Origin of the sequence: Leisingera sp. ANG-M7 (assembly GCF_000813965.1) — a bacterium.
GTDB lineage: Bacteria > Pseudomonadota > Alphaproteobacteria > Rhodobacterales > Rhodobacteraceae > Leisingera.
In genome coordinates, this window is the sequence record NZ_JWLI01000015.1 from 12,819 (window position 1) to 35,490 (window position 22,672).

General features: G+C 65.1%; 17 protein-coding genes. 13 read left to right on the forward strand and 4 right to left on the reverse strand.

Features of this window, described 5'->3' with window-relative positions; translation table 11 throughout:
* Window positions 1–25: 25 nt before the first annotated feature.
* The 13 genes from RA26_RS16595 to RA26_RS16655 all read left to right on the forward strand — a co-directional run bounded on the left by RA26_RS16595 (window position 26) and on the right by RA26_RS16655 (window position 17,752).
* The gene (locus RA26_RS16595) at window positions 26–1,825 is read left to right on the forward strand and encodes an ABC transporter ATP-binding protein (RefSeq protein ID WP_039185497.1); all 1,800 of its coding nucleotides are present in this window, start codon (window positions 26–28) and stop codon (window positions 1,823–1,825) included.
* An 84-nt stretch (window positions 1,826–1,909) separates the two neighbouring features.
* Window positions 1,910–4,261, forward strand: coding sequence for a glycosyltransferase (locus tag RA26_RS22475; protein WP_082015855.1), 2,352 nt, complete (start codon window positions 1,910–1,912; stop codon window positions 4,259–4,261).
* Window positions 4,251–5,630, forward strand: coding sequence for an O-antigen ligase family protein (locus tag RA26_RS16605; protein WP_039185499.1), 1,380 nt, complete (start codon window positions 4,251–4,253; stop codon window positions 5,628–5,630). Before RA26_RS22475 ends, RA26_RS16605 begins: the two co-directional genes overlap by 11 nt.
* The gene (locus RA26_RS16610) at window positions 5,599–6,552 is read left to right on the forward strand and encodes a sulfotransferase (RefSeq protein ID WP_082015857.1); all 954 of its coding nucleotides are present in this window, start codon (window positions 5,599–5,601) and stop codon (window positions 6,550–6,552) included. Before RA26_RS16605 ends, RA26_RS16610 begins: the two co-directional genes overlap by 32 nt.
* 17 nt (window positions 6,553–6,569) lie before the next feature.
* On the forward strand, window positions 6,570–7,547 hold the full coding sequence (locus tag RA26_RS16615) for a UDP-glucuronic acid decarboxylase family protein (protein ID WP_039185502.1): 978 nt from the start codon (window positions 6,570–6,572) through the stop codon (window positions 7,545–7,547).
* Window positions 7,544–8,389, forward strand: coding sequence for a glycosyltransferase family 2 protein (locus tag RA26_RS16620; protein WP_039185504.1), 846 nt, complete (start codon window positions 7,544–7,546; stop codon window positions 8,387–8,389). Before RA26_RS16615 ends, RA26_RS16620 begins: the two co-directional genes overlap by 4 nt.
* The gene (locus RA26_RS16625; protein ID WP_052272461.1) at window positions 8,382–9,353 is read left to right on the forward strand and encodes a glycosyltransferase family 2 protein; all 972 of its coding nucleotides are present in this window, start codon (window positions 8,382–8,384) and stop codon (window positions 9,351–9,353) included. The genes RA26_RS16620 and RA26_RS16625 overlap by 8 nt, the downstream gene beginning before the upstream one ends.
* Window positions 9,334–10,506: a glycosyltransferase family 4 protein gene (locus RA26_RS16630; RefSeq protein ID WP_052272462.1), complete on the forward strand. Its 1,173-nt coding sequence runs from the start codon at window positions 9,334–9,336 to the stop codon at window positions 10,504–10,506. Before RA26_RS16625 ends, RA26_RS16630 begins: the two co-directional genes overlap by 20 nt.
* A 13-nt stretch (window positions 10,507–10,519) precedes the next feature.
* Window positions 10,520–11,659, forward strand: coding sequence for a glycosyltransferase family 4 protein (locus RA26_RS16635; protein ID WP_082015862.1), 1,140 nt, complete (start codon window positions 10,520–10,522; stop codon window positions 11,657–11,659).
* A gap of 236 nt (window positions 11,660–11,895) precedes the next feature.
* Window positions 11,896–14,187, forward strand: coding sequence for a hypothetical protein (locus RA26_RS16640; protein ID WP_039185508.1), 2,292 nt, complete (start codon window positions 11,896–11,898; stop codon window positions 14,185–14,187).
* Window positions 14,188–14,226: 39 nt separating this feature from the next.
* Window positions 14,227–15,336 (forward strand): glycosyltransferase family 4 protein, encoded by a 1,110-nt coding sequence (locus RA26_RS16645; RefSeq protein ID WP_152612649.1) that lies wholly within the window; start codon window positions 14,227–14,229, stop codon window positions 15,334–15,336.
* On the forward strand, window positions 15,329–16,384 hold the full coding sequence (locus tag RA26_RS16650; protein WP_039185512.1) for a glycosyltransferase family 4 protein: 1,056 nt from the start codon (window positions 15,329–15,331) through the stop codon (window positions 16,382–16,384). Before RA26_RS16645 ends, RA26_RS16650 begins: the two co-directional genes overlap by 8 nt.
* Before the next feature lie 192 nt (window positions 16,385–16,576).
* Window positions 16,577–17,752 (forward strand): right-handed parallel beta-helix repeat-containing protein, encoded by a 1,176-nt coding sequence (locus tag RA26_RS16655; RefSeq protein WP_039185513.1) that lies wholly within the window; start codon window positions 16,577–16,579, stop codon window positions 17,750–17,752.
* A 55-nt stretch (window positions 17,753–17,807) separates the two neighbouring features.
* On the opposite strand, the gene RA26_RS16660 is transcribed toward RA26_RS16655, so the two are convergent.
* The 4 genes from RA26_RS16660 to RA26_RS23005 form a co-directional block, all read right to left on the reverse strand.
* Window positions 17,808–18,857, reverse strand: coding sequence for a sulfotransferase (locus RA26_RS16660; RefSeq protein ID WP_206540441.1), 1,050 nt, complete (start codon window positions 18,855–18,857; stop codon window positions 17,808–17,810).
* A 201-nt stretch (window positions 18,858–19,058) separates the two neighbouring features.
* Entirely contained in the window at window positions 19,059–20,432 is a 1,374-nt protein-coding gene (locus tag RA26_RS16665) for a hypothetical protein (RefSeq protein WP_039185517.1), read from the reverse strand.
* A 323-nt stretch (window positions 20,433–20,755) separates the two neighbouring features.
* Window positions 20,756–22,168, reverse strand: coding sequence for a mannose-1-phosphate guanylyltransferase/mannose-6-phosphate isomerase (locus RA26_RS16670; protein ID WP_039185518.1), 1,413 nt, complete (start codon window positions 22,166–22,168; stop codon window positions 20,756–20,758).
* Between the two features lie 206 nt (window positions 22,169–22,374).
* A partial coding sequence (locus RA26_RS23005; protein ID WP_039185520.1) for a M10 family metallopeptidase C-terminal domain-containing protein occupies window positions 22,375–22,672 on the reverse strand: 298 nt, incomplete at its 5' end.

Sequence of the window (22,672 nt, forward strand, 5' to 3'; positions counted from 1 at the left end):
GCTCCGCACAGCAGCGGAGGACCTCATGAAAAGCCTTAATCTGGCGCTGCGCCTGCTGACCCCGGCCGAGCGGAAAACGGCAATGCTCCTCATGCCGCTCATCATTCTCAGCGGGTTTTCCGACATGGTCGGCGTGGCCATGATTTTCCCGTTTCTCAAAGTGCTTGGCGAACCGGAAATCATTCAGGCAAACAGCTATCTGTCGGCGTTCTACACGTCCGGCGGATTCACCAGCGCCGATGATTTCATTTTCTTTCTGGGCGGCGCCTTCTTTGTGATGCTGATTGCCACCGCCGGGCTGAAAATCCTCACCGTCTATGTTGCCAACCGCTGGCTCGAGGGCCGGATTCACAGCCTGTCGAAACGGCTGCTGACCGCCTATCTGCAACAGCCTTACCCGTTCATGCTGCAGCGCAACAGCTCTGAGCTGGTGGCCAATATGCTGTCGGAGACCGCGCGGATCGTCTCGCAGGTCTTCCGTGCCTTTTCGGAATTCGTGGTCTCCGCCGTCACCCTGATCTTCATGGTGGCCCTGCTGCTGGTGATCAACCCGTCGGTCACCCTGCTGGCGATGGGCTCGTTTTCGGCGCTTTATGCGGTCCTGCTGCTGTCGGTCCGCCGGATCACCGGCCGCCTCGGCCAGAGCATTCTCAGCAGCAACCGCAAACGGCACCGGCTGGCAATGGAGGCGCTGATCGGCGGCAAGCAGGTGCGCCTGCTGAACCGCGAGCGGACGCTGGTTGAGCGCTATTCGCAGCCCTCCTCGGAATATGCCAATGCCAATGCGCTGTCCAACACCGTGCGGATGGCGCCGCGCCACATCATCGAAGCCGTCGCCATCGGCGGCACCGTTCTGATGACCCTGATCCTGACCGCGCGCAGCGGCGGCACCGGCAGCGCCGCAATGGCCAATATCCTGCCGACGCTCGGGGTTTTTGTCCTGGCGCTTTACCGCATGATGCCGGCCTTCCAGAAGGGCTATAACGCGTCAGTTTCCCTGCGGCTGAGCAGCGCATCCGCCAATGCCATCCTGGACGATTTCAGGAGCGCCGAGAACCTGCCGCCCTTGCCCTCCGCGGTTGCGCCCATGCGTTTCCAGAAGAGCATCGAATTCAAGGATGTGTCTTTCCGCTATCCCGGAGCGGACGCCGACAGCCTGCAGGGCGTGACCTTCACGATCGCCGCAGGCATGTCCGTGGGGATTGTCGGCCGGACCGGGGCCGGCAAGACAACCCTGATGGATCTGATCCTGGGGCTGCTGGAGCCGGGCAGCGGGGAAATCCGGATTGACGGCCGCAGGCTGTCGCACAGTGAAATCCGGGCCTGGCGCGCAAATGTCGGCTATGTCCAGCAGGACATCTACCTGAGCGATGCCACGATCGCGCAGAATATCGCCTTTGGCGTCCCGGAAGCGGACATCGACACTGGAAAAATGCAGGCCGCCGCGCGCATGGCGCAGATTGAGGACTTCATCCTCAACGAACTGCCGGACGGCTACGGCACCTTTGCCGGGGAGCGCGGCGTGCGGCTGTCCGGCGGCCAGCGGCAGCGCCTGAGCATAGCCCGCGCCCTGTATCCCGAACCGGAAGTCATCGTGTTCGACGAGGCGACCAGTGCCCTCGACAATGCCACCGAGGCCCAGGTGATGGCAGAGATCTCCAAGCTCGCGGGCACCCGGACGCTGATCATGGTCGCCCACCGGCACACAACCGTGCGGGATTGCGACATCATCCTGACGCTGGAGAACGGCGTGCTCACCTCCATCAGCGATTACGCCAGCCTGTTTGAAGGCGGCAGTCACATCACCGTTGCTGCCGGGGGCTGATCTGATGGCGCGCGCCAAAAGCCGGGCAGGCCAGGACCGGGCAGGCCAAGCGCGGGCAAGCCAGGGCCGTCCGGGAGGCCGCCGGTGATACGCGTGGCGTTCGGATCGGTGCCCAAAGACAGCGGCACCTTCACCTTCTACCGCAACATGCGGCCTGCGCTGCTGGAGCATGGCATCGATCTGCGCTGTGTCACGGCGGGCCGGGATCAGGCCAGCTTGACCGTGCCGGCCTTCGCCGATGACGGCTGCGTCCTGCTGGCCGGGAAAAGCACAAGCCTGAAAGAACAGGCCCGCGCGTTTGCCGGGTGGTGCGAGGCCGAACAGATCGCCGCAGTGTTCGGCGTCAACTCGCCCGCCATCCTGAGCGCCTTGCCGCATCTGCCCGCAAAGGTGCGGGTCCTGGCCCGCTGCGCCAACGGGTTTGAGGAAGGCTACCGGCTGACCCTGACCGGCCGGGAGCGGCTGGCCCGGATTGTGGCGCTGACGCCGCGGCTGCAGGACGACCTGATCAGCACCTATGGCGTCAGCCCGGACAAGATCGCCCTGATCCCCAACGGGGTGCCGGCGAACCGGTTCGCCGCGGCGGCCCGGGCGGTGCGGGGCCGGGACGGGGTTCTGAGGCTGGGGTTCCTTGGCAGGCTGGAGCACCGGCAGAAGGGGGTCCTGCACCTGCCTGCCATCCTGCGCCACCTGGAAGATGCCAAAGTGCGGTTCCGGCTGCAGATCGCAGGGCAGGGCAAGGACGGGCCGGCCCTGCGCAAAGCCTTTGCCGGACTGGCGGACCCGGGCGCCGTGCGCTTCCTCGGCAGCCTGTCCCCGGAGGAGATCCCGGGGTTCCTGGAAGACACCGATGTCTTTCTGTTCCCGTCGCATTTCGAAGGCTGCCCGAACGCCTTGCTGGAAGCGATGGCCGCAGGCGCCGTCCCGGTGGCCTGGCAACTGCCGGGCATCACCGATTTCCTGATCGATGCAGGCGAAACCGGCTTCCTGGCGGAGACCGGCGATACTGCGGGATTCGCGAAACAGATCGAAGGCCTGGCAAAGGACCCGGCTCAGCTGGCAGCGATGAGCCAGGCCGTGTCCGCGGCAGCCCGCAGCCGGTTTTCGCGCGAAATCTGCGTGCAGGCCTATGCCCGGCTCTTTCAGGCGGTGATGTCGGAACCGCCCCCGGCGTGGCAGCCCCTGCCCTGGGAGGCCTTTGCGGTGCCCGCGCTGTTCAAGCAGCACCCTCTGGCCCGGTTCCTTCCGGAAAAGCAGCGCAAGGCCTTGCGCAGCGGCCTCAACAGGCTCCGCCGGCGCCCGCCGCCGGCTTCGGCACCGGCACCGGCCGTTCCAGACCCGGCGGCGCGGCCGCGGGTTTTCCAGATCATCAACAGCATTGACATGAAACGCGGCGGCGCCGAGCGGATGGCCCGCAGCCTGCATGGCCAGCTTCGCTCAGAAGGACTCGAGGCGCATCTGGTCTCGCTGGAGGGTTTCGGCGATGGCGGCGTGCCGGAGGGGGCGGTGTCGCTTGGGGCCGGCAGCCCGTATGACCCCCGCGCGTTCTGGCGGCTGGCCGCCTATGCCCGGCGGCACATCCGCCCCAGCGACGTTGTGCATGCGCATCTGTTTCCTGCCAGCCTGTACCTGTCGCTCCTGGTGCGGAGCGGCATGATCGGCGCCCCGGCTCTGTTCACCGAGCACAGCACCTCGAACAACCGCCGGTCCAGCCTGTTCGGGCGGGCCATCGACAGGCAGGTCTACGGCGCCTTCAAGCAGATCATTGCCATCAGCCAGGGGGTCCGGTCCGAACTGGGCAAGGCACGCCCCTGGGTCAAGGAGGTGACCGTTATTCCCAATGGCTGCCGGCTGTTTTTCGACACACCGATCGCGCATGAGCCCGGAGAGAAGCCTTTGACCGTGCTGTCGGTCGGCCGCCTGTCCCCGGCCAAGAACTTCGACGCAGCCCTGGAAGCCCTGGCGCAGCTGGCGCCCTGCAGCCTGCGCTATGTCATTGCCGGCGACGGGCCGGAGCTTGAGGCGCTGCGCCGCACCGCCGCCCGGCTTGGCATATCCGGTTCAGTGGAGTTTGCGGGATATGTGCCCGACATCCGGGCACTGCTGCAGGAGGCGGACATCTTCCTGCTGCCGTCCTTGTGGGAAGGGTTCGGGCTGGCCGCGGTCGAAGCCATGAACGCGGCCTTGCCGGTCATTGCCTCCGATGTTGCGGGGCTGCGCGAGGTTGTCGGCCCGGACGGGCAGGCCGCCCTTCTGATCGATCCGGCGCAGCCTGCCAGCATTGCAGCAGCCATCCGCCGCCTGGCGGCGTCGCCGGACTTGCGCAGGCAGCTGGGGCAGAACGGCTTTGAACGGTCGCAGGCCTTCAGGATCGAAGACTTCGTCAGCGCCCATCTGAACCTCTATGCAAAAGTGAGGCATGGCTATGGCTTATAGACCTCACGGCGCAACCCCGGGCATTGGCCTGTTCGCCATCTTCGTGTTTGTCCTTGTTGCGGTGCCGAAGCTGAATTTCAAACTTGGCCCCGTGCCTGTCTACATCATAGACCTGCTGATCCTGGCACTGATCCTGAAAGCCCTGAGCCTGCCTGCGTTCCGCACCCGCAGGATGTTTTCCGGGACCGTCAAGGTGATCCTGTTTCTCGCCCTCACCAGCGAGCTGATCGGAGTTCTGACCTTCGGCACCTTCCAGGACACATTGTATATTTCCATCCGCACCTGCCTGGCCTTCAGCGTTTTCTTCGTCACCGGACAGATGGTGCGGACGCCGCAGGATGTGTCCGTCATCCTGCGCGCGGCAGTGCTAGGGATGCTGATCACCGCGTCCTTGATGGTCCTTTCTTCGCTGCCCATGACACGGGTCCTTGTGGTGGACATGGTGTTTTCAAACACCTTCCTCGAGCCCGCTGCGGAAGGGGTGGGCGCACATTACAGCGCCGGGGACAGCGGTGTCCGCGGCAGGACCCTGGTCGGCGTTTCGATACTTGGCGCCTCCTTCATCAATGCCTGCTGGCCGCTTGCGGCGCTGCTGCTGCGCTGGCCGTGGCGGCTGGGACCGGTCTGGCGGGGGATCACGCTGGCCGCCTGCCTGCTGGCGCCAATGGGGGTTGTGATGAGCTATTCCCGCGGGCCGATCCTGGGCAGCCTGCTCATCCTGCTGACAGTTCTGATCTACGGATTCAAATATGTGCGGCGGGGAATTTTGCTTCCGGTTGCGGTCAGCACCACGGTCATTCTGGCCGTGGGCATTTCCTCCCAGCTCTTTTTCTTCGACCGCCTGTCGAACCGCAGCCAGGCGGTGCTGGAAAACCCCTTTCAGGATGAGCGCGAAAGCGAACGTGTTCTGGCCTATGTCGAGCCGTTCCAGCACGTTGCCAGGAAACCGCAGTTCCTGGTTCTGGGGGAGGGGGTGACCGTCAGGTATTCGGACAGCTGGGTGGTTCCCGAACAGGCCGGCAAGGCGACGCATGCAACCTTTGCGATGGCCTATTACAGCTACGGGATGCTGGCAGCGCTCCTCTACGGGGCCCTCATGCTGAGGGCGCTTCACGCCGCCGGCAGGCGCGCCAGGCGCAAATATTCCTTTACCGGATTGCTGTCGCAGTCACTGCTGCTGTCCGCCATCGCGCTGCTGCCGTGGGTCGCGTTCGGGCATGCTCCGGTCTCGACCCCGCGCGGCGCAATGCTTTTCTTCCTGATCATTGGCCTTATTTCGTCTCTTGCGAACTTTTCCGAAGTGCCGCGGCCGGTCAAACCAGCGAAACGGAGGCTTCATGCCCAGCATCGTGCTCCTGCTCTCAGATAAGCGTTCTGGCTCAACGATGTTTCAGGACGAAATCTGCCGGCATCCCGCCGTTCAGACCGTGCCCTATTCGCCGCATTCCAATCTGGAGACCCATTGGTGGCTGATGGCGGCGGTGCTGCTGCGGCGCCCGGATCAGCTGTTCAGCGCGGGACAGGCATACAGCGGCTATGGCAGCCCGGCGAATGCCCGCGCCTATATGGTGGATCTGCTGGCGCGATGCGTACCGGATTTTCAGCCGCCGGAAGACGCCCGGGCCCTGGTCTTCGAGGGTTGGGAAGCCTTGTGCCGCACCTATGCGCGCCCGGTGTTCTTTGAAAAATCGCCGCAGTTCATTGCCAACTGGGCGGCCCTGAGCCTGATCCTGGAATGGATGCAGGCCACCGGGTTTGACGTGAAGATCGTGACAATGGTCCGCAACCCGCACGGCACGCTGTATTCCGCCGCCGCGCTCTTCGGCACCGATCCCGGCGAGCGGCAATACGGCTGGCTCGAACTCAGCCGCAATCTGCTGGCATTTGAACAGATGCTGCCCGAAGGCAAGCTCCTGCGGGTCCGCTACGAGGATCTGGTGCAGGAGCCCGCTGAAGGCTTTGCCGCAATCTGCCGGTTCATCGGCATCGGGCCTGACCCCCGGGTCGGCTCCGGCACGCATGCGAAATCCTCCGGGAAATGGAAACAGGACGGCAGCTACACGCTGCAGCTTGATCCGGCGGTTCAGCAGATCGCCCGGCACTTTGGCTACAGCAGCGCAGATCTGGCCAATCCGCAGGGCGCCGCTGCAGGCGGGGAGCGGAAACCGCTCAGGCGCCGGTCGCCCCGGCTGCATGCCAACCGGCTCAGGGACAGGCTTGTGCAGCCGGCCCTGCTGCGCCTGCGCAGCGCATTCGGCCGGAAACCGGCAAAAGACGATTCACTTAGGTAACCAGGCGTGGAGTCATAATGAGTATTAACAAACAGGTATTGGTGACAGGCGGCGCAGGTTTTATCGGCTCTCATTTGATCGACCGGCTGATCGCGGACGGCACCGACGTCTTGTGCGTCGACAATTTTTACACGGGAACAAAACCCAACATCTACCACCTGAAGAACAACGTCCATTTCGAGCTGATACGCCACGACGTCACCTTCCCGCTCTATGTCGAGGTGGACGCGATCTTCAATCTCGCCTGCCCGGCCTCGCCGGTCCACTACCAGCACGACCCGATCCAGACCACGAAGACCAGCGTGCATGGCGCCATCAACCTGCTGGGGCTGGCCAAGCGGCTCAAGTGCCCGATCCTGCAGGCCTCCACCAGCGAAGTCTACGGCGATCCCAAGGTGAACCCGCAGCGCGAAGACTACTGGGGCAATGTCAACCCGATCGGCCCGCGGTCCTGCTACGACGAGGGCAAGCGCTGTGCGGAGACGCTGTTCTTCGATTATCACCGGCAGACCGGGCTGGACGTCAAAGTGGCGCGCATCTTCAACACCTACGGACCCAGAATGCATCCCAATGACGGGCGCGTGGTGTCGAATTTCATCGTGCAGGCGCTGAAAGGCGAGCCGATCACGCTGTTCGGCGACGGCATGCAGACCCGGTCATTCTGCTATGTCAGCGACCTGGTTGACGCGCTTGTCCGCTTCATGGCGGCCGGACCCGGCTGCCACGGGCCGATGAACCTGGGCAACCCGGTCGAGATCACCATCCGCGAACTGGCGGAACGGGTGGTGGAGATGACCGGCTCGCAGTCCGAGATCGTCTACCGGCCGCTGCCGCAGGATGACCCGATGCAGCGCCGCCCGGATATTTCCCTGGCCAAGCGCGAGCTGGACTGGGCGCCTGCGGTTGCGCTGGAAGAAGGGCTGGGCAAGACAATCGACTATTTCGACGGCCTCTTGTCAAAACCAGGCAGCGGCATGGCCGGGGCCGCCCGATGAGCCCGTTTGAACGCCCCTCCGCCACCCTGGGCGTTGTGGCCATCAGCTACAACGAGGAAGAGGATCTGCCCGGTTTCCTGGCCAACCTGCTCGGCTGGGTCGATGAAATCATCATTGTGGACGACGGATCGAGCGACCGCACCGAGGAGATCTGCGCGGCGGCCGGCGGCACTGTCCGCTTTCTCCGCTCGCCGCGCCAGCCCGGCGAATATTACAGCGACCAGCGCAACAAGGGCATCGACGCCGCGGCCAGCGACTGGCTGCTGCATATGGATATCGATGAACGCGTCTCCCGCGAGCTGGCCCGCGAAATCCGGAACGCCATCAAAGATGAGCAGATGGATGGCTACCGCTTCCGGCGCCTCAACCATTTCATGCACCGGCCGATGCATGGCGGCGGCTGGCAGGACTGGAACCTGATCCACCTGGCCCGGCGTGATTTGTTCCGCTTCGGCGGCATGTTCCACGAGACCTGCCACCTGGATGCGCCCGCTGAGCGGGTCGGCCAGCTCAGCGGCAGGATGATCCACTTCAATGAGCATAATTTTGAAAAGCGCCTGAAGAAAAGCTCGACCTATCTGGAGGAGACCGTCAAGCACGTCGAACAGAGCAAACGGCAGATCCGCGGCTGGCAGATCCTTTGGGCGCCGGCCAAGGAATTCCTGAAGAAGTATTTTTACAAGAAGGGGTTTCTCGATGGCACCCCGGGGCTGATTTCGGCGCTGCATTCGGCCACTGCCGTGTTCCGCACCTATGCGCTGGTCTGGGACCGGCAGAACCGCATTTCGCGCGCAGAGCTGGAGCGGCAGGTGTCCTGGGCCGCGGCGGACCGCAATGGCTGATGCGCCGCCACAGGTTTCGGTGGTTGTGCCCACCTACAACCGGGGCCACCTGATTTGCGAGGCGCTGGACAGCGTCCAGGCGCAGAGCTTCCGCGGCCTGGAAATCATCGTCATCGACGACGGCTCGGCGGATGACACCGCGGCGCGGGTCAGCGCCTGGGCAAAGACGGTGCCGCTGCCGGTGGTGTATGAAAAACAGGCGAATGCGGGCGGCAATGCGGCCCGCAACCGCGGCATAGACAGGGCCCGCGGCCAGTTCGTTGCCTTCCTCGACAGCGACGACCTCTGGCATCCGCAAAAGATCGCAAAGCAGATGGCGCGGCTGGCAGAGCGCCCGGACTTCGGGGCGGTCTACTGCGGTTTGCGGGAAACCGATGCCGAAAACGGCCGGGTGATCGCGCAGCCGCATCATGCCTTCCCGGAGGGCGATCTGCTGAACGCCTTGCTGGTCCGCGATGTGACCGCACCGACCTCGGCCTATATCGTCCGCCGGCAGCTGCTGATCGAGGCCGGCAAGTTTGATCTTGATCTGGCCGCCCGGCAGGACTGGGACATGTGGATACGCCTTGCCCGGCTGGCCCCCATCGGCTGCGTTCCGGAGGTTCTGGTGGATCTGCGCCACCATTCAGGGCCGCGGACCGTTACCGACCCGGCGCGGGAGCTGCGCGCGCACAAGCGGATCCTGGCCAAATATGCGGCGCTGCGGCGGCGCCGCGCCTGGTGGCTGCCGCTGGCGGCCCGGGCAGGGTTTCACCGCCGCACAGGGCGGGTGCAGTTCCATTACCTGGGCAGGCGCGGGACCGCCATCGGCCACTATCTGCTTGCGATCGCGCTGTGGCCGTTTGCAGCGGATTCCTGGGCCGCCCTGCTGGGCGCCTGTCTGCCCGCCGGGGCCCGCGGACGGCTCAGGCGCCGCTGGAACAGCGTATTCGGGAGGACCTTTCTTGCAATCCGCAACCATTGAACGCGCAGGCATGGTTCCCGGGCAGGGGCTGCGGGTTGCCTGTTTCGCCAATCAGTTCGGCGACCGGCAGGGGCACGGGCTGGCCCGCTACGCCCGCGAGCTGCTGCAGGCGCTGCGGGGCGTTGGCGGTCCTGAAATCATCCCCGTTGCCGGATGGTCGGGGCTGGAACCGGCGGCGCTGGCCGCGCGCCAGCAGGAGACCGGGCTGAAGCTCACAGGGCTGGGCCGCCGCGGCACCTCGCTGCTCTGGACGTTTCTCGGGCGCCCGTCCCTTGAGGCCTGCCTGGACGCGCCGGTCGACGTGGTCCACGCTGTGTCCCTCGGCTACCCGGTGGCCACCCGGAAGCCCCTGGTGGTGACAATTCACGATCTCGGCCCCCTGATCCATCCGGAATACTTCCGCAACACCCGCCCCTGGGTCATGAAGCGCAGCCTCGACCAGGCGGTGCGGCAGGCAGATATCATCACCTGCGTGTCGCAATACACCGCCGATACCGTCCGGGAGTATGTAGGCCCGGGGGTTGAGTCCCGTCTGCGCGTGGTGCTGGAAGGCGTGTCGGAGAATTTCTTCACCCCGGCGGATCCGGTGCTGCTGCAGCGGTTTGCCCTGCCATCCGGCGTGCCCTTCATACTCTCCGCAGGGGCGGCCAGCCCGCGCAAGAACCTGGCCGGCCTGCTGCAGGCCATGACTGCTCTGGCAGACAGCATCCCGCACCATCTGGTGCTGGCCGGCGGCGCAGGCTGGGACAGCGGGGAAATTGCCCGGGCGCTTGCCGCACCGGCGCTGCGCAACCGCGTGCACAGCCTTGGCTATGTGTCCGACCCGGAGCTGCGGGCGCTGTACCAGGCGGCTGATCTTTATGTTCACCCGTCGCTGTTCGAAGGCTTCGGCCTGCCGGTTCTGGAAGCCATGGCCAGCGGCACCCCGGTTGTCGCCTCGGACCGGACCTCGCTGCCCGAAGTGGCGGGCCCGGCCGGATGCCTGTGCGATGCCTCGGACCCGGACGCCCTGGCCGCCGCCATCCTGCAGGTGTGCCGTTCCGGAGAGCTGCGCGCCCGCATGTCTGCGCAGGGCAGGCGCCGCGCCCGGCAATTCAGCTGGGCAGGCTGCGCCCGCACCATGGCCGGGATTTACAGTGATGCCGCATCATGACCTGCGCAGTCCCATGAAGCTTGTTGTCACCGTCAACTCCTCCTTCAACGTGGTGAACTTCCGCTCCGGCCTGCTGAGGGCGCTGATGGCGGCCGGCCACGAGATCACCGTCCTGGCCCCGCGGGACGAGTACACCGATGCCATCCTCAGCGGCATCGGCTGCGGCTATGTGGAGCTGAAGATGAACCGCCGCGGCACCTCGCCGGTGCAGGAGGCCCGCTGCCTCAGGGCCATGATCGGGCATATCCGCACTTTGCGGCCGGACGCCATCCTCAGCTATACGATCAAGAACAACCTCTATGCCGGGCTGGCGGCGCGCCTGACCAGGACGCCGATCATTCCGAATGTGACCGGTTTGGGCTCTGTGTTCTCAGACAAGGGGCCCTGGGCCGCTGTCGCGGCCCGCGCCTACCGCCATGCCTTCCGGGCGGCGCCGACCGTCTTTTTTCAGAACCTTGAAGACCAGGAAGCGTTTCTGCGCGCCGGGCTGGTTGCCTCTGAAACCGCACGGCTGCTGCCCGGGTCCGGGGTGGATCTGGCACGCTTCACCGCCTCCCCGGTGCCCGCGCGCCCGGAGGCGCCCGTGTTCCTGCTTGTTGCCCGGCTGCTCTGGGAGAAAGGCATCGGGGAATACGCCGAGGCCGCGCGGCTGGTGCGCAAGACCTTCCCCAAGGCCGTGTTCAGGCTGGCCGGCGGCCTGGAAGCGCCGGGCCGGGCTGCGGTCCCCGAGGCGGTGCTGGCGCAATGGCAGGCGGAGGGGATCATCGAGTACCTCGGCCGCCAGCGCGACATCCGCCCGGTTCTCGGGCAGGCAACCTGCGTGGTCATGCCCAGCTACTACCGCGAGGGGACACCGCGCGCGCTCCTGGAAGCCGGGGCCTGCGGGCGGCCGGTCATCACGACAGATACGGCAGGCTGCCGCACCGCGGTGATTGACGGGGAAAGCGGCTTTCTGGTGGCGCCGCGCGACAGCCAGGGCCTTGGGCAGGCGATGCTGCGCATTGCCGGGGCGCCGCAGGACAGGCTGCAGCAGATGGGCACCGCCGGCCGGGCGCTTGCCGAGCGGCAGTTCGACGAGAAGATTGTGATCCGCGCCTACACCGAGGCGGTCTCGGAAATCGCAGGCGTGCAGAACCGCCCGGGCCTGCTCTGAGCCGCCGCGCCGGGACCCTGGCAAGCGCTGGCGGCAGCCCCGGCGCGGCGGCCTGTCTTGCCCGGGCTTGGAATCCGCCGGCTTTGCCACATACTTATGAGGGGACGGCATTTACCGCGCTCTAGGGGAGCTATGGAGCGCGCGCAAAGCCGCCAAGTGTGATTTGGGTTAAGGGGTTTTGGTGCATGTATGCAAGACGGTCAGAGTTCGGGGGTCATGGCCAGTCCAGGGAAGCCTTGCCAGAATACGAAATATACAGCCTGCCGCGGGACGGCGAGGCCGACCATACGCTGGACACACGCAAGATGGCGCTTGCCCTCTGGCGCGGAAAGCTGCTTCTGGCGGCCTTTGCCGGAGCCGGCTTCCTGGCCGGGTTTGCGCATGTCAGCCAGCAGGAGCCGGTCTACCGGGCGGTGACCAGCATCCTGTACGAGCCCGAGCGCCTGCAAATCGTCGATATCTCAGAGGTGCTCGTGGAGCCGGATACCGGCGCCGGCCTCGGCAACCAGGTTGAGATCCTCAATTCCACCACCCTGCTGGGCAATATTGTCAGCACGCTTGGGGAAGAGACGGTCCTGGAGGACAGCAGCGGGGCCGCCGGAGCCGGCGGGCTTTGGACCGCCGCCGCGGCCTGGCTGCAGGAAACGGCGCCGGAGCCGGTTGCCCGCCAGATGGCGCGGCTCGGGCTTGCCGCGCAGCCGGAGGCCGCCGCAGACCCGGCGCCTGTCCAGACCGAGGAGGAAGCGCAGCAGCTGGCGGCGCGGGATGCAATCAGCCACCTGCGGGACAATCTTGCAATCCAGGTGATCAGCGGGTCCGGGGTGATCGAGCTGTTCTACAGCTCGTCGGACCCGCAAAAGGCGGCCCTGATCGCCAACACGATCAGCGAGGAATATCTCGCCTTTCAGAAAGTGTCGAAAAACCAGGACGTGCTTGCCGCCATCGACCTTGTCAACAACCGCATCAAGGAACTCAGGCAAAGCGTCGTGGAATCCGAGCGGAACCTGGAGCAAACCCGCCTGGACCTGGCCCGGCGGCGGGCGCAGAGCGCGGAAATGACCGGCGTTCAGCTCGCTGCGCACAATCAGGAACTGGCGGCTATCCGGCTGCGCCTCTCCGACTCCCGCGCCCGCTTCAACCGGGCTGCAGCCGCGCTGGCGGAAGGAACCGATCTGTGGAGTGTCACGGAATTCCGCGAGTCCGAACTGATCACCGACTTCCGCAGGCGGGAGATCGAAATCCGGGAAACCATTGCCCAGGAGCGCGCCATCAGCGGCAGTGTGGTGACACCGTCCAGCGTGCGCAGCGCCGCCTTGCTCCAGCAGGCGCAGCAGAGCATCCGCGAGGAGGCGGCCTATATCGTCGCCGCGCTTGAATTCGAGGTCGCCTCGCTGGAACAGCGGGAGCAGCAGCTGCAGCAGATGGTCCGGGAACTGGAAATCACCTCGATCGAGCGGACCGCAGACGAGCTCTTCGTCTCCCGCCTCGAGCGCGAGGTGCTCGCCAATCAGACATTGCTGCAGACATTCGTGGTGCGCCAGAAGGAAATCTCGGAACAGGCCAACCTGCAGTCGGCCGACGCCCGCATCCTGTCCCGGGCCGAGCCGCCGTCGCACCCGGACCGGCAGGCCAGCAACCGCATCCTGCTTGCGGCCAGCGGCGGCGCCCTGTTTCTCTGCGCGATGTTCCTGCTGCTGCGGGAGCGGATGAACAATTCGGTGCGGGATCCGCGCGACCTGGCGGAGGCCACCCATTACCCCATTCTGACGTCGCTGCCGCTGACCGGCCGGCGCAAAAGCCTGCAGAAACGCGCCCGGGAATTCGTGACGCGCCCGAAGTGCCTGCTTGCGGAAAGCATACGCAACCTGCGGACAAGCCTGCTTTACGGCGCTTCGGACAAGCAGCCGCAGGTGGTCATGCTGACCTCCTCGGTGCCCGGTGAAGGCAAAAGCGTCACCTCGTTTCTGACCGCCCTGGCCAGCCAGCATACGGAACACGATACCATTCTTGTCAGCTGCGACCTGCGCGATGCCTCCAATGCCCGGATCTATTCGAAATTTCCGCGGCTGATCGCCTCCAAGCAGAGCACCGGGCTGATCAGTTACCTGCGCAATGACTGCAGCCTGGAAGAGGCGCTGGCAGTGCACCCGGAGTCCGGGCTGCATATCCTGGCGGCCGGCAAGAAGGAGGACTTCCACGAAAGCCCGGCAGACATCCTGACCTCGCCCCGGTTCACCGCGATGATCGCCACCCTGCGCGAACGGTACAAACTGATCATCCTTGATGCGCCGCCGGTGCTGGTGGCGGCGGATGCCCGGCTTCTGGCCAGGATGGCAGATTCCATTGTCTACCTGGTGCATTGGAACCGCACGTCCAAGAACGCCGTCCGCGAAGGCCTGCACGAGCTGCGCTCTGTGAACGGCCCTGTGGCCGGCTGCGTGCTGAGCCTGGTGTCTCAATCCAAAGCCCGGAGATATGCGGACAATGAGTTCATCTACAAACAGCACTACGCGGGCTATTACAGCTAGCCAGCCCGGCAGCCTGCAGTGATCAAAGTCTGCCACATCGTGGACAATGCCCGCCCTGGCGTCGGCGTGACCCAGATCGTTTATGATCTGATGACCGCAGAGACGGCCGGGTGCCGCGGCATCTTCACCGGCCGGAACGCCCCGGATGCGCGCTTTTCCGGGATGATCAGCCAGGGGGCGGTCACCCTGGCCGCGTCGCCTGCGGCGCTTTTGCGGGCCCTGTTTGCGGCCAGGCGGGACGGCTTCAGGCTGCTGCATGTCCACAGCCGCAAATCGGCCTGGATTTTGATCCTGGCACGGTTGTCAGGCTTCCGGATCGTGCGCACCCAGCATTTCGGAACACTTGCAGGCGGCGCGCCGAAATGGCCGCGGCCCCTGACCCGGCTGCGCAACATCCTGACCGGAAGAACCTGGTGGATTGACCGCTGGGCTGCCGTGAGCCGGACCTCAAAACGCTATATACAGAGCCGCTGGGGGGTTCCGGACAGCCGCATCTCGATTATCTGGAACGGAATCGACGCCGGCACGTTCACCCCGTGCCCTGACGGCAGCCGGTCTGCGCGGCGCAGGCAACTTGGCCTGGAGGACAACTGGATTGTGCTGATCTCCGCCGGCTCCCTGGTGGCGCGCAAACGCCATGACAGCACCATCAGGGCCTTTGCGGACATCCCCGGCCGGCCCGGCACTGCCCGGCTGGTCCTCCTTGGCGACGGCAGCGAGAGGCGCCGGCTGGAACAGCTGGCGGCCTCCTGCGGCCTGGACGGCAAAGTCATCCTGCCGGGCCGGCGGGACGATGTGGCCGCCTGGCTGGCCGTTGCCGACATCTTCGTGCATGCGGCGCTGGATGAAGCCTTTGGCCTGGCCGTTGCCGAGGCGATGGCCTGCGGCAAGCCGGCCATCGCCGCAGGCACCATGGGACCGGCCGAAATCGTGGCGGACGGGGAAACCGGCCTGCTGGTTCCCGATGGCAGCACCGCCGGGCTGTCCCGGGCCATGGCGCGCCTGATCGCGGATGGCGCCTTGCGGGAGCGGCTGGGGCAGGCGGCCCGGGATCAGGCGGTGCAGCGGTATTCCCTGCCCGCAATGCGCCAGGGCTATGCCGCGCTGTATCAGAGCCTGCTGCCCGCCCCGGGGGGTGCGCATGGCTGACCGGCTGATGGACCCGGATGCGCCGCCCGGGGCGCCGGCCCCCGCCATGACCATTCTGTGGGTCCTTCTCGGGCGGCGGGACAAGGCCAGTTCACGGGTCAGGGGCTACTGGGTCGCCGAAGCGCTGAAGGCCCGGGGCCATTCGGTGCAGATCCGGCACACGGAGCACCGTTTGCAGTATCTGTCCCTGCTGGCGGCCGCCCGGCAGGCCGATGCTGTTATCTTCCAGAAGAAATACGGGCGCTATGACCTGCTTGCCGCCCGCCTGCTGCGGCTGCTGGGCAAGACAGTGCTCTTTGACATCGATGATGCGCCAAGCCGCACACAGGCCACCGCAACACTGCAGCGGGCAAACAGGATGATGGCCCTGTCCTGCGGCGTGCTGGCAGGCAGTCAGGCGCTGGCCAGGCTCGCCCGGCAGCACCAGCGCGCCGTTCACCTGCTCCCCTCCGGCATTCTGCCCGCAAACTACCGCGTCAAATCCCACAAACCCGGCAAAAGGCTCTGCCTGGGGTGGATCGGCAACGGCGCGCATTACGCCGATGACCTGATCCGGATCCTGCAGAAACCCCTGCAGCTTACCGGCGCCCGGCGGCCTGTCACCTTCCGGATCGTGGGCGCCTGCGGGGTGCCGGAGCTGTACCGGGCTTTCGGATCTATCGAGGGGGTGGAAATCGACTTCATCGACCAGATCCAATGGTCGGATCCCGGCGCGGTGGCCGATGCGATCGCCCCCTTCGACATCGGCCTCTACCCGCTCTTGCCCCACCCCTTCAACGAATACAAATGCGCCTTCAAGGCCCTGGAGTATATGGCCAGCGGCCTGCCGGTTGTGGCCAGCCGGGTGGGCGCCAACACTGAAACCGTCATCGACGCTCAAACGGGCTTTCTCTGCCAGTCCGCGGACGACTGGGTGCAGGCCATCGACACCCTGGCAGGCGACGCGGAGCTGAGGAGCCGGTTCGGGGCAAACGGGCGGAAGAGAGCCGGGACGCATTATGATGTCGCCCGGCTGGCGGCCCGGCTCGAGGATATCCTGCGGGCCTGAGCGGCGGGAGGCATGTCCGGGACCGCGGGCCCGGGCCCCTGAGGCCGCTTCACACCGCTTGCCTTTCAGCCCCTTGAGGCGCTTATCTGCCCAGATTGCCTCATTTTACGTTGTTTAGTATCGTTAATTGGCACCATTTTGCCGCGAGGGAGGAAGGAACCGCAGTTGATATCTTTTAAAACACTCCTTCGCGTGAGTGGCCTTGCGGTTCTGCTGCTGGTCTCCGGCGTGCTGGCTGTGGATTTTTGGGCCAAGGAATACCGCCCGCCGCCCTGGTACTCCTCCGGCTTCGGCTGGTCTGCGGATGAGGATATCTCCGGCGCCTTTGCGGAACTGCTTTCGAACAGGACATTCAAGCCCGGCAGCACGCTGGTTCTTGAGCACACCTACAAGATCTCTGGCTCGAACCTGCGCCTGCCCAAGGATTTCACCCTCACCGCCCTCCCGGGCGCGGGCCTGGATGTGCACACGGCTTCACCCGCCGACACCTCCGCCCTGTTCATCCTCTCCGATGGGGTGACGGTGGACAATGTCACCTTCGGCGTGGTGAACGCGCCCAAGACCAGCTATGATGGGATCCTTCCGGCTGCCGGCCAGGATTACCACAAGAAACGGGTGCTGGTTGTCGATGGCGACAACGTCATGATCGAGGACAGTGCCTTCTCCGGCAATGTGTCGATGCATGTCGACGTGCAGGGCGGCAACAATCTGACTGTTGAAAGCAGCCTGTTCGACGGCGGTTTCTACCAGCTGCGTGTCGTGCAAGGCGATGGCGCCACAATTTCCGGCAGCCATTTCCGCAATTCGCTGGGTGACGGCATAAAGACCGAAAGCTCCCAATCCGGCAACGGCCCGTCGGACATGACGGTGACCGGCAGTGTCTTTGAGAACAACGCCCGCGACGGGCTGGATACCGCCGGCGGCTTCCGCAACGGCACGGTCCTGGATTCGGTCTTCAGCGGCAACGGCGTCAGCGGCATCGATATCAAGAGCTCCTATCACGACAGCACCGATTTCAACCCCGAAAAGTGGAACACGAATATCCGCATTGAAGACTGCGAGTTCATCAACAGCCCCAATGGCATTGTCATCAGCGCCGTCGACAGGACCGGCCTTCTGAATGAAGGCAACGCACAGGCGATGCCGCACGATATCCGCATCAGCAGCTCGATCTTCGAAAGCACCACAGCGCAGGCGGGGCGGGCCTTCCTGATCAAGGACGGCTACGACATCACCTGGGAGGGGATTTCCCTGCTCGGCAAAGTCAGCGAACTCCGCTTCATGGGGGTCTCGGGGCTCAGCCTTTCCGGCTCCAATGTCGGCGGCGAGCCCCCGGCCCGCGGAGACCCCAGGACAGGATCGCACTGACTGAACGGCTGGGCTGAACGGCCAGCCCGCGGCTGGCGCATGGTCCGGGCCAGGCCTATATTTCTATGCGCCTGGACACCGCCAGAACCATCCGTTCAAGCGCGCTGAAACTTGGTGCAGATGAGGTTTCCTTTTTCAGGCGGATGCCTTTTTCGGGCGCATCGTTTTTTGTGATCCGGACATTCCCGGTAAAAATATGGGATGCCGATGTATCAATCACATTTCCGCCGCGGATCCCGAAATCGACAGGCGTTCCGAGCCAGTTCCCGATCCGGCGCTGCAATGCCTGCGGCGTGTCGCACAGCTCTTCGTAGGTGACCTCCAGGTACTCTTCCTTTCTCATCCTGCGCGTCTGCCGCCGGATCGCGAAGCGGTGATACAAAACCCAAAGCAGATAAACCGGCGCCGACAGGGGAGAATACCTGGGATTGCGCCTCCTTGCCCTTTTCAGGCGGGAGGCCAGCAAATCCTGCGCCTGCCGCTTCAGCACGATCACCCTGATGTCGAGATCTGAGTACAGCCGGAGGGCCTCAAGCCGCCGGATGTTCTTTGACGCATCGACAACTGCCCAGGCCCCGAAGGCCTGCGACAGGGAGGTGACGAATGACGCGGTGCGGCTGGCGTAATCACGCAGATCCTCTTGCCGGAAAACAGCCGTCAGCGGGACCCCTAAGCTGACCAGCAACCGTTTGAGAAAGGGGAGGTCCCGGCTGTCCAGGAACCGCAAGGCCGAATGGTCTTCCAGCTGCAGCGACGGGCCCGCGGCGCCGGGGCCGGCTTCTGTCAGTTTCTTCGCCCCGCTCCAGAAGGGGCAATCCGCAAGCGCCTTGCGGCAATAGCACGGTTTCTTGTCCTGCCAGTCATTTTCGAGATAGTTGGCTTCTCCGATGTTCAGGACATCCGGGCTGTTCCCCAAGGCAATGGAAAATATTGTCGAACCGGAATAGGGAAAAGACGCCACATAAAGCAGGACCGGCCCCGCCTGTTCCGTCCTCTTCCGATGGCCCGGCCCTGCGGGTCCCGAAGGAAGATGCGGCTCTGATACTGCGGACAGCGGCGCGCTGTTTGCCCCCACGGTTTCGTCCCTCCCCGGCCGCCGGGCCAAGCGGCCGCAGCGGGCTTCACGCACTCTGCCGGTGCCCTCCTGCCGATTGAGCGGTCAGAGCACCCGGCCACCAGAACTTGAATATGTTCCGGTTTCGCGGCCTGGCAAGCGGAGGGCGGAAGGAGCTGCGGCCTTACGGCCCCGGATACGCGGGCCTGACGGGGCAGGGCGCGCGCAACCGCTGTTCCGCCGCGGAGGCAGTTACCGCCTCACTCTGAAATCCCGCCCGATCGAAACAAAGACCGCATGCGACTGCGCCCGCGCCTCTGCAAGCTCTTCACGCATGCGGTAGCGGTACCCCGTTTTCAGCGACCAGTCTTCCGTCAGCGCGTAACTGTACTCCGCCGTGAAACTGGCCCGGTCGGTGCTGCCGCCGGCCTCATCGGTGACCGTGTAGCCCGCCTTGAGGCCGATACTGGAGAGGCCGTTGATTTCATGGACGTAGTCGAGCAGAAGGGCGGTTCTCAGCACATTCCCGTCGTCTTCGTCAAAATCCACCCAGCGCCGCAGCTGCGCATTGATGCCGCCGCGGGGCAGGTCCTGGCTCCAGGCCAGCGATCCGATGATCTCCGACCGGCCGAGGTCGGAATCCGCCGCCCCCAGCGTGGCGGACAGCGTCCCGGCCGGCAGTTCAAGGCTGCGGCCGGCCGTCAGGGTGCGGATGGTGCCGTCATCGGTGACATACTGTTCCGCTTCAGCCGTCACGGTGCCGTTGGGCATGTCCCGCTCAAGCCGCAGCAGGGCTTCCAGGCCGCTGCTGCGCGTGGTGACACCGAATTCCCGGGTATCGATCGCCGCATAGCCGGCATTTGCGTCCAGCCGCAGCACCGGGCTCAGCTCCACGCTCAGCCCGGCATAGCCGCGCGACGTGTCGCGCCGGGTCTGTTCTTCATCTTCCGCTTCATACAGCCCGTAGCCCAGCCCCAGGCGGGCGACGGCCACCGGCGACAGGCGGAAGCGCAGTTCCGTCTCCGCCTCGCTGCGGTCGGAGTCAAAAAGATCCGCATCCGATGTGTCCGAATAGCGCAAACCCAGGTAATCGGCACGGAACGACGCGCCGACAGGCGCCTCGCGGCCAAGCTCCAGCGCAACCCCCGCGGCATAGCGCTCCCGGTTGCCGGTGCCGTCCAGCCTGTCCAGATCCGGCGGCAGGTCGATCTGGCCGTCCTCATCGGTAATGTTGTCAAGCGGCTCCAGAAACTCGATATTTGTCTGCCGGTAGCCGGCCTCGGCCTTGAATTCCGCGTCTGCGCCCAGGCGGCCGTAGCTCAGCTCAAGGGTCTGATCGTCCAGCCCGGATTGCGTTCCCGGCCCGCTGGCGCCCCGCAGCACCCCCGAAGCAAGCAGCCCGAAGCGGTCCAGCGGGGTTCTCTTGGTCAGCCCGAAAGACAGCTCGGTCGAGGTAAAGACCGTGCTGCCGAGGCTGACAGGGTCAAGATCAAGGTTGTCGTTTGCTTCCAGCCCCTGGCTGAAGCCGAACACCATCTCGGTGCCGCTGTCCCCGGCTGCGGCTTGCGGCCTGCTTCCCTGAGCCGCCGCTGCGGTGCCGCTGTCCTGGGCCGCAACGGGCAGCATCCAGCATACGGAAACAGCGCCTGCCAGAACGCTTCGATTGACCAAATGCAGTTTCACCAGTGTCCCAACCTTGCTTCTGTCTGTGCGCCGCGGTCCCGGCTGGCCCCGCCGCAAGTGCCGCCTGCGCATCTGCCCCGCCTGTCCCGCTCTTCAAAGAAGTGTGTACCGGTTTGCGCGCCGCGGACCGCAGAAAAGCTTCCGCGCGACGGGATTAGTTCTCCCCTGTATTGGGATTGCAACATGCGGCAGCCCGTCCCCGGGCAGCCCGGCCGCAGCCCCGCAGGACGCCCCGGCCGACGGGGCGGAAAGAACGGGTCCTGACCCTAATCCCGGTTATAGACATCTTCATAGCGGACGATGTCGTCTTCGCCCAGATAGGCGCCGGTCTGCACCTCGATCAGATACATCGGGACCTTGCCGGTGTTTTCCATCCGGTGGACCTCCCCCAGGGGCACATAGACCGACTGGTTCTCCGTCAGCAGCTTGACGGTCTCGCCCACGGTCACCTGCGCCGTGCCGGCAACGACGATCCAATGCTCCGAACGATGCATATGGCTTTGCAGGCTCAGGATTCCGCCCGGCTTGACCATGATCCGCTTGACCTGGAACCGCTCCCCGAGACACAGGGTTTCATACCATCCCCAGGGCCGGTGGAACCGGGGATATTCCCCGGCCTGCGGCACCCTGTTTGCCTTCAGAACCTCCACGGCTTTCTTGACGTCCTGGGCCTGATCCAGGCCGGCGACCAGAACCGCATCCCGCATGGCCACCGCAACAATATTCTTCAGGCCCAGCCCAACCAGCTGGATATTGTCCTCTTCGCTCCGCAGCAGCGAATTCTCGCAGCCGATCGCGGTCACCGGGCCCATTTCCGCCAAGCGGTCCGGCCCCTCTGCCGATATCGCGTGCAGGGAATCCCAGCTGCCCAGGTCGGACCAGTCAGAGGCCAGCGGCACCGTCACGATATTCCCGGCCTTGCCGATGACCGCATCGTCGATCGAGACCGCCCCGATCTCCTTGTAAGGCCTGGCGCCAAGCCGGAAGAACCCCAGATCTTCCTCCCCCTGCGCCACCGCCGCATCGCACAGCGCCAGCATATGCGGGGCATGCTGCCGGTAGGCCTCGAGGATATCGCAGACCCGGAACAGGAACATCCCGGCATTCCACAGGACGTTGCCCTGCTCCAGCAGCCCGGCGGCTGTCTCCCGGTCCGGCTTTTCCAGGAAGCCGGACAGCGGCACCGCCTGCCCGGCGGCGGCCGGGGCCGCCAGCTTGAGGTAGCCAAAGCCCGTCTCGGGACGGTCCGGCGCAACCCCGAAGGTGACCAGCGCGCCCTCCTGCGCCGCCTTGGCCGCCACCGCCACCGAGGCAAGAAACCCTTCGGTGTCGCGGATCATGTGATCCGACGGCGCCACCAGCATCAGCGCCTCGGGCTGATCCTTGAGGATCAGCGCCGCCGCCAGCACCGCCGGGGCGGTGTTGCGCATGGCCGGCTCCAGGATGATGCGCCCGTCCAGGAGCCCCAATGCATCTGCCTGTTCCTCCACCAGAAAGCGGAAGTCCTCGTTGGTGACAAAGACCGGCGCATCGAAATCCGGGCCGCTGAGACGGGAGAGCGCACTTTGAAACAAGCTCTGTTTGCCTGCAAATGCGGCAAACTGCTTCGGGAAAGCCCGCCGCGAGCTGGGCCAGAGCCGTGTTCCCGAACCGCCGCAAAGAATAACAGGATAAATCATTAAGCGCTCTCCAAACACATTGTTCAGCTATCCCGAAACTATCCATGATCAATCTTTCACCTGCAAGAACAGCCGCTCGATCCGCGGCGTTTCAGGCTGCCGCCCGGTGTTTTGGCCCGGCAGAGGCCGGGCTGACGATAAAAATTCAGCATAATACACATTACAAGAAGTAAATGCAGCACGCCCCCCGCCAGCCCCGGATGCTGTCAGAACAGGAAGTCATCCGCATCCAGCAGCCCGGGCTCTACGCCCGGCAGGAAAACCGAGCCGCTGCCCGTGCCGATCAGCGTGCCGCCCCCCGTGCCGGTGATCTGCAGCGCCGCAAAGCCGCCGTTCAGATCCAGCGCCCGCAAATCGATCCAATCCGTGTCCGGGGAAAAGTCGCCAACCGTGTCCCGGCCATGCGCGGCCCCGAAGACAAACACATCCGCCCCGGCGCCGCCCATCAGCAGGTCATGGCCCGCACCGCCCTCCAGCCGGTCGGCCCCGTCCCAGCCCCACAGC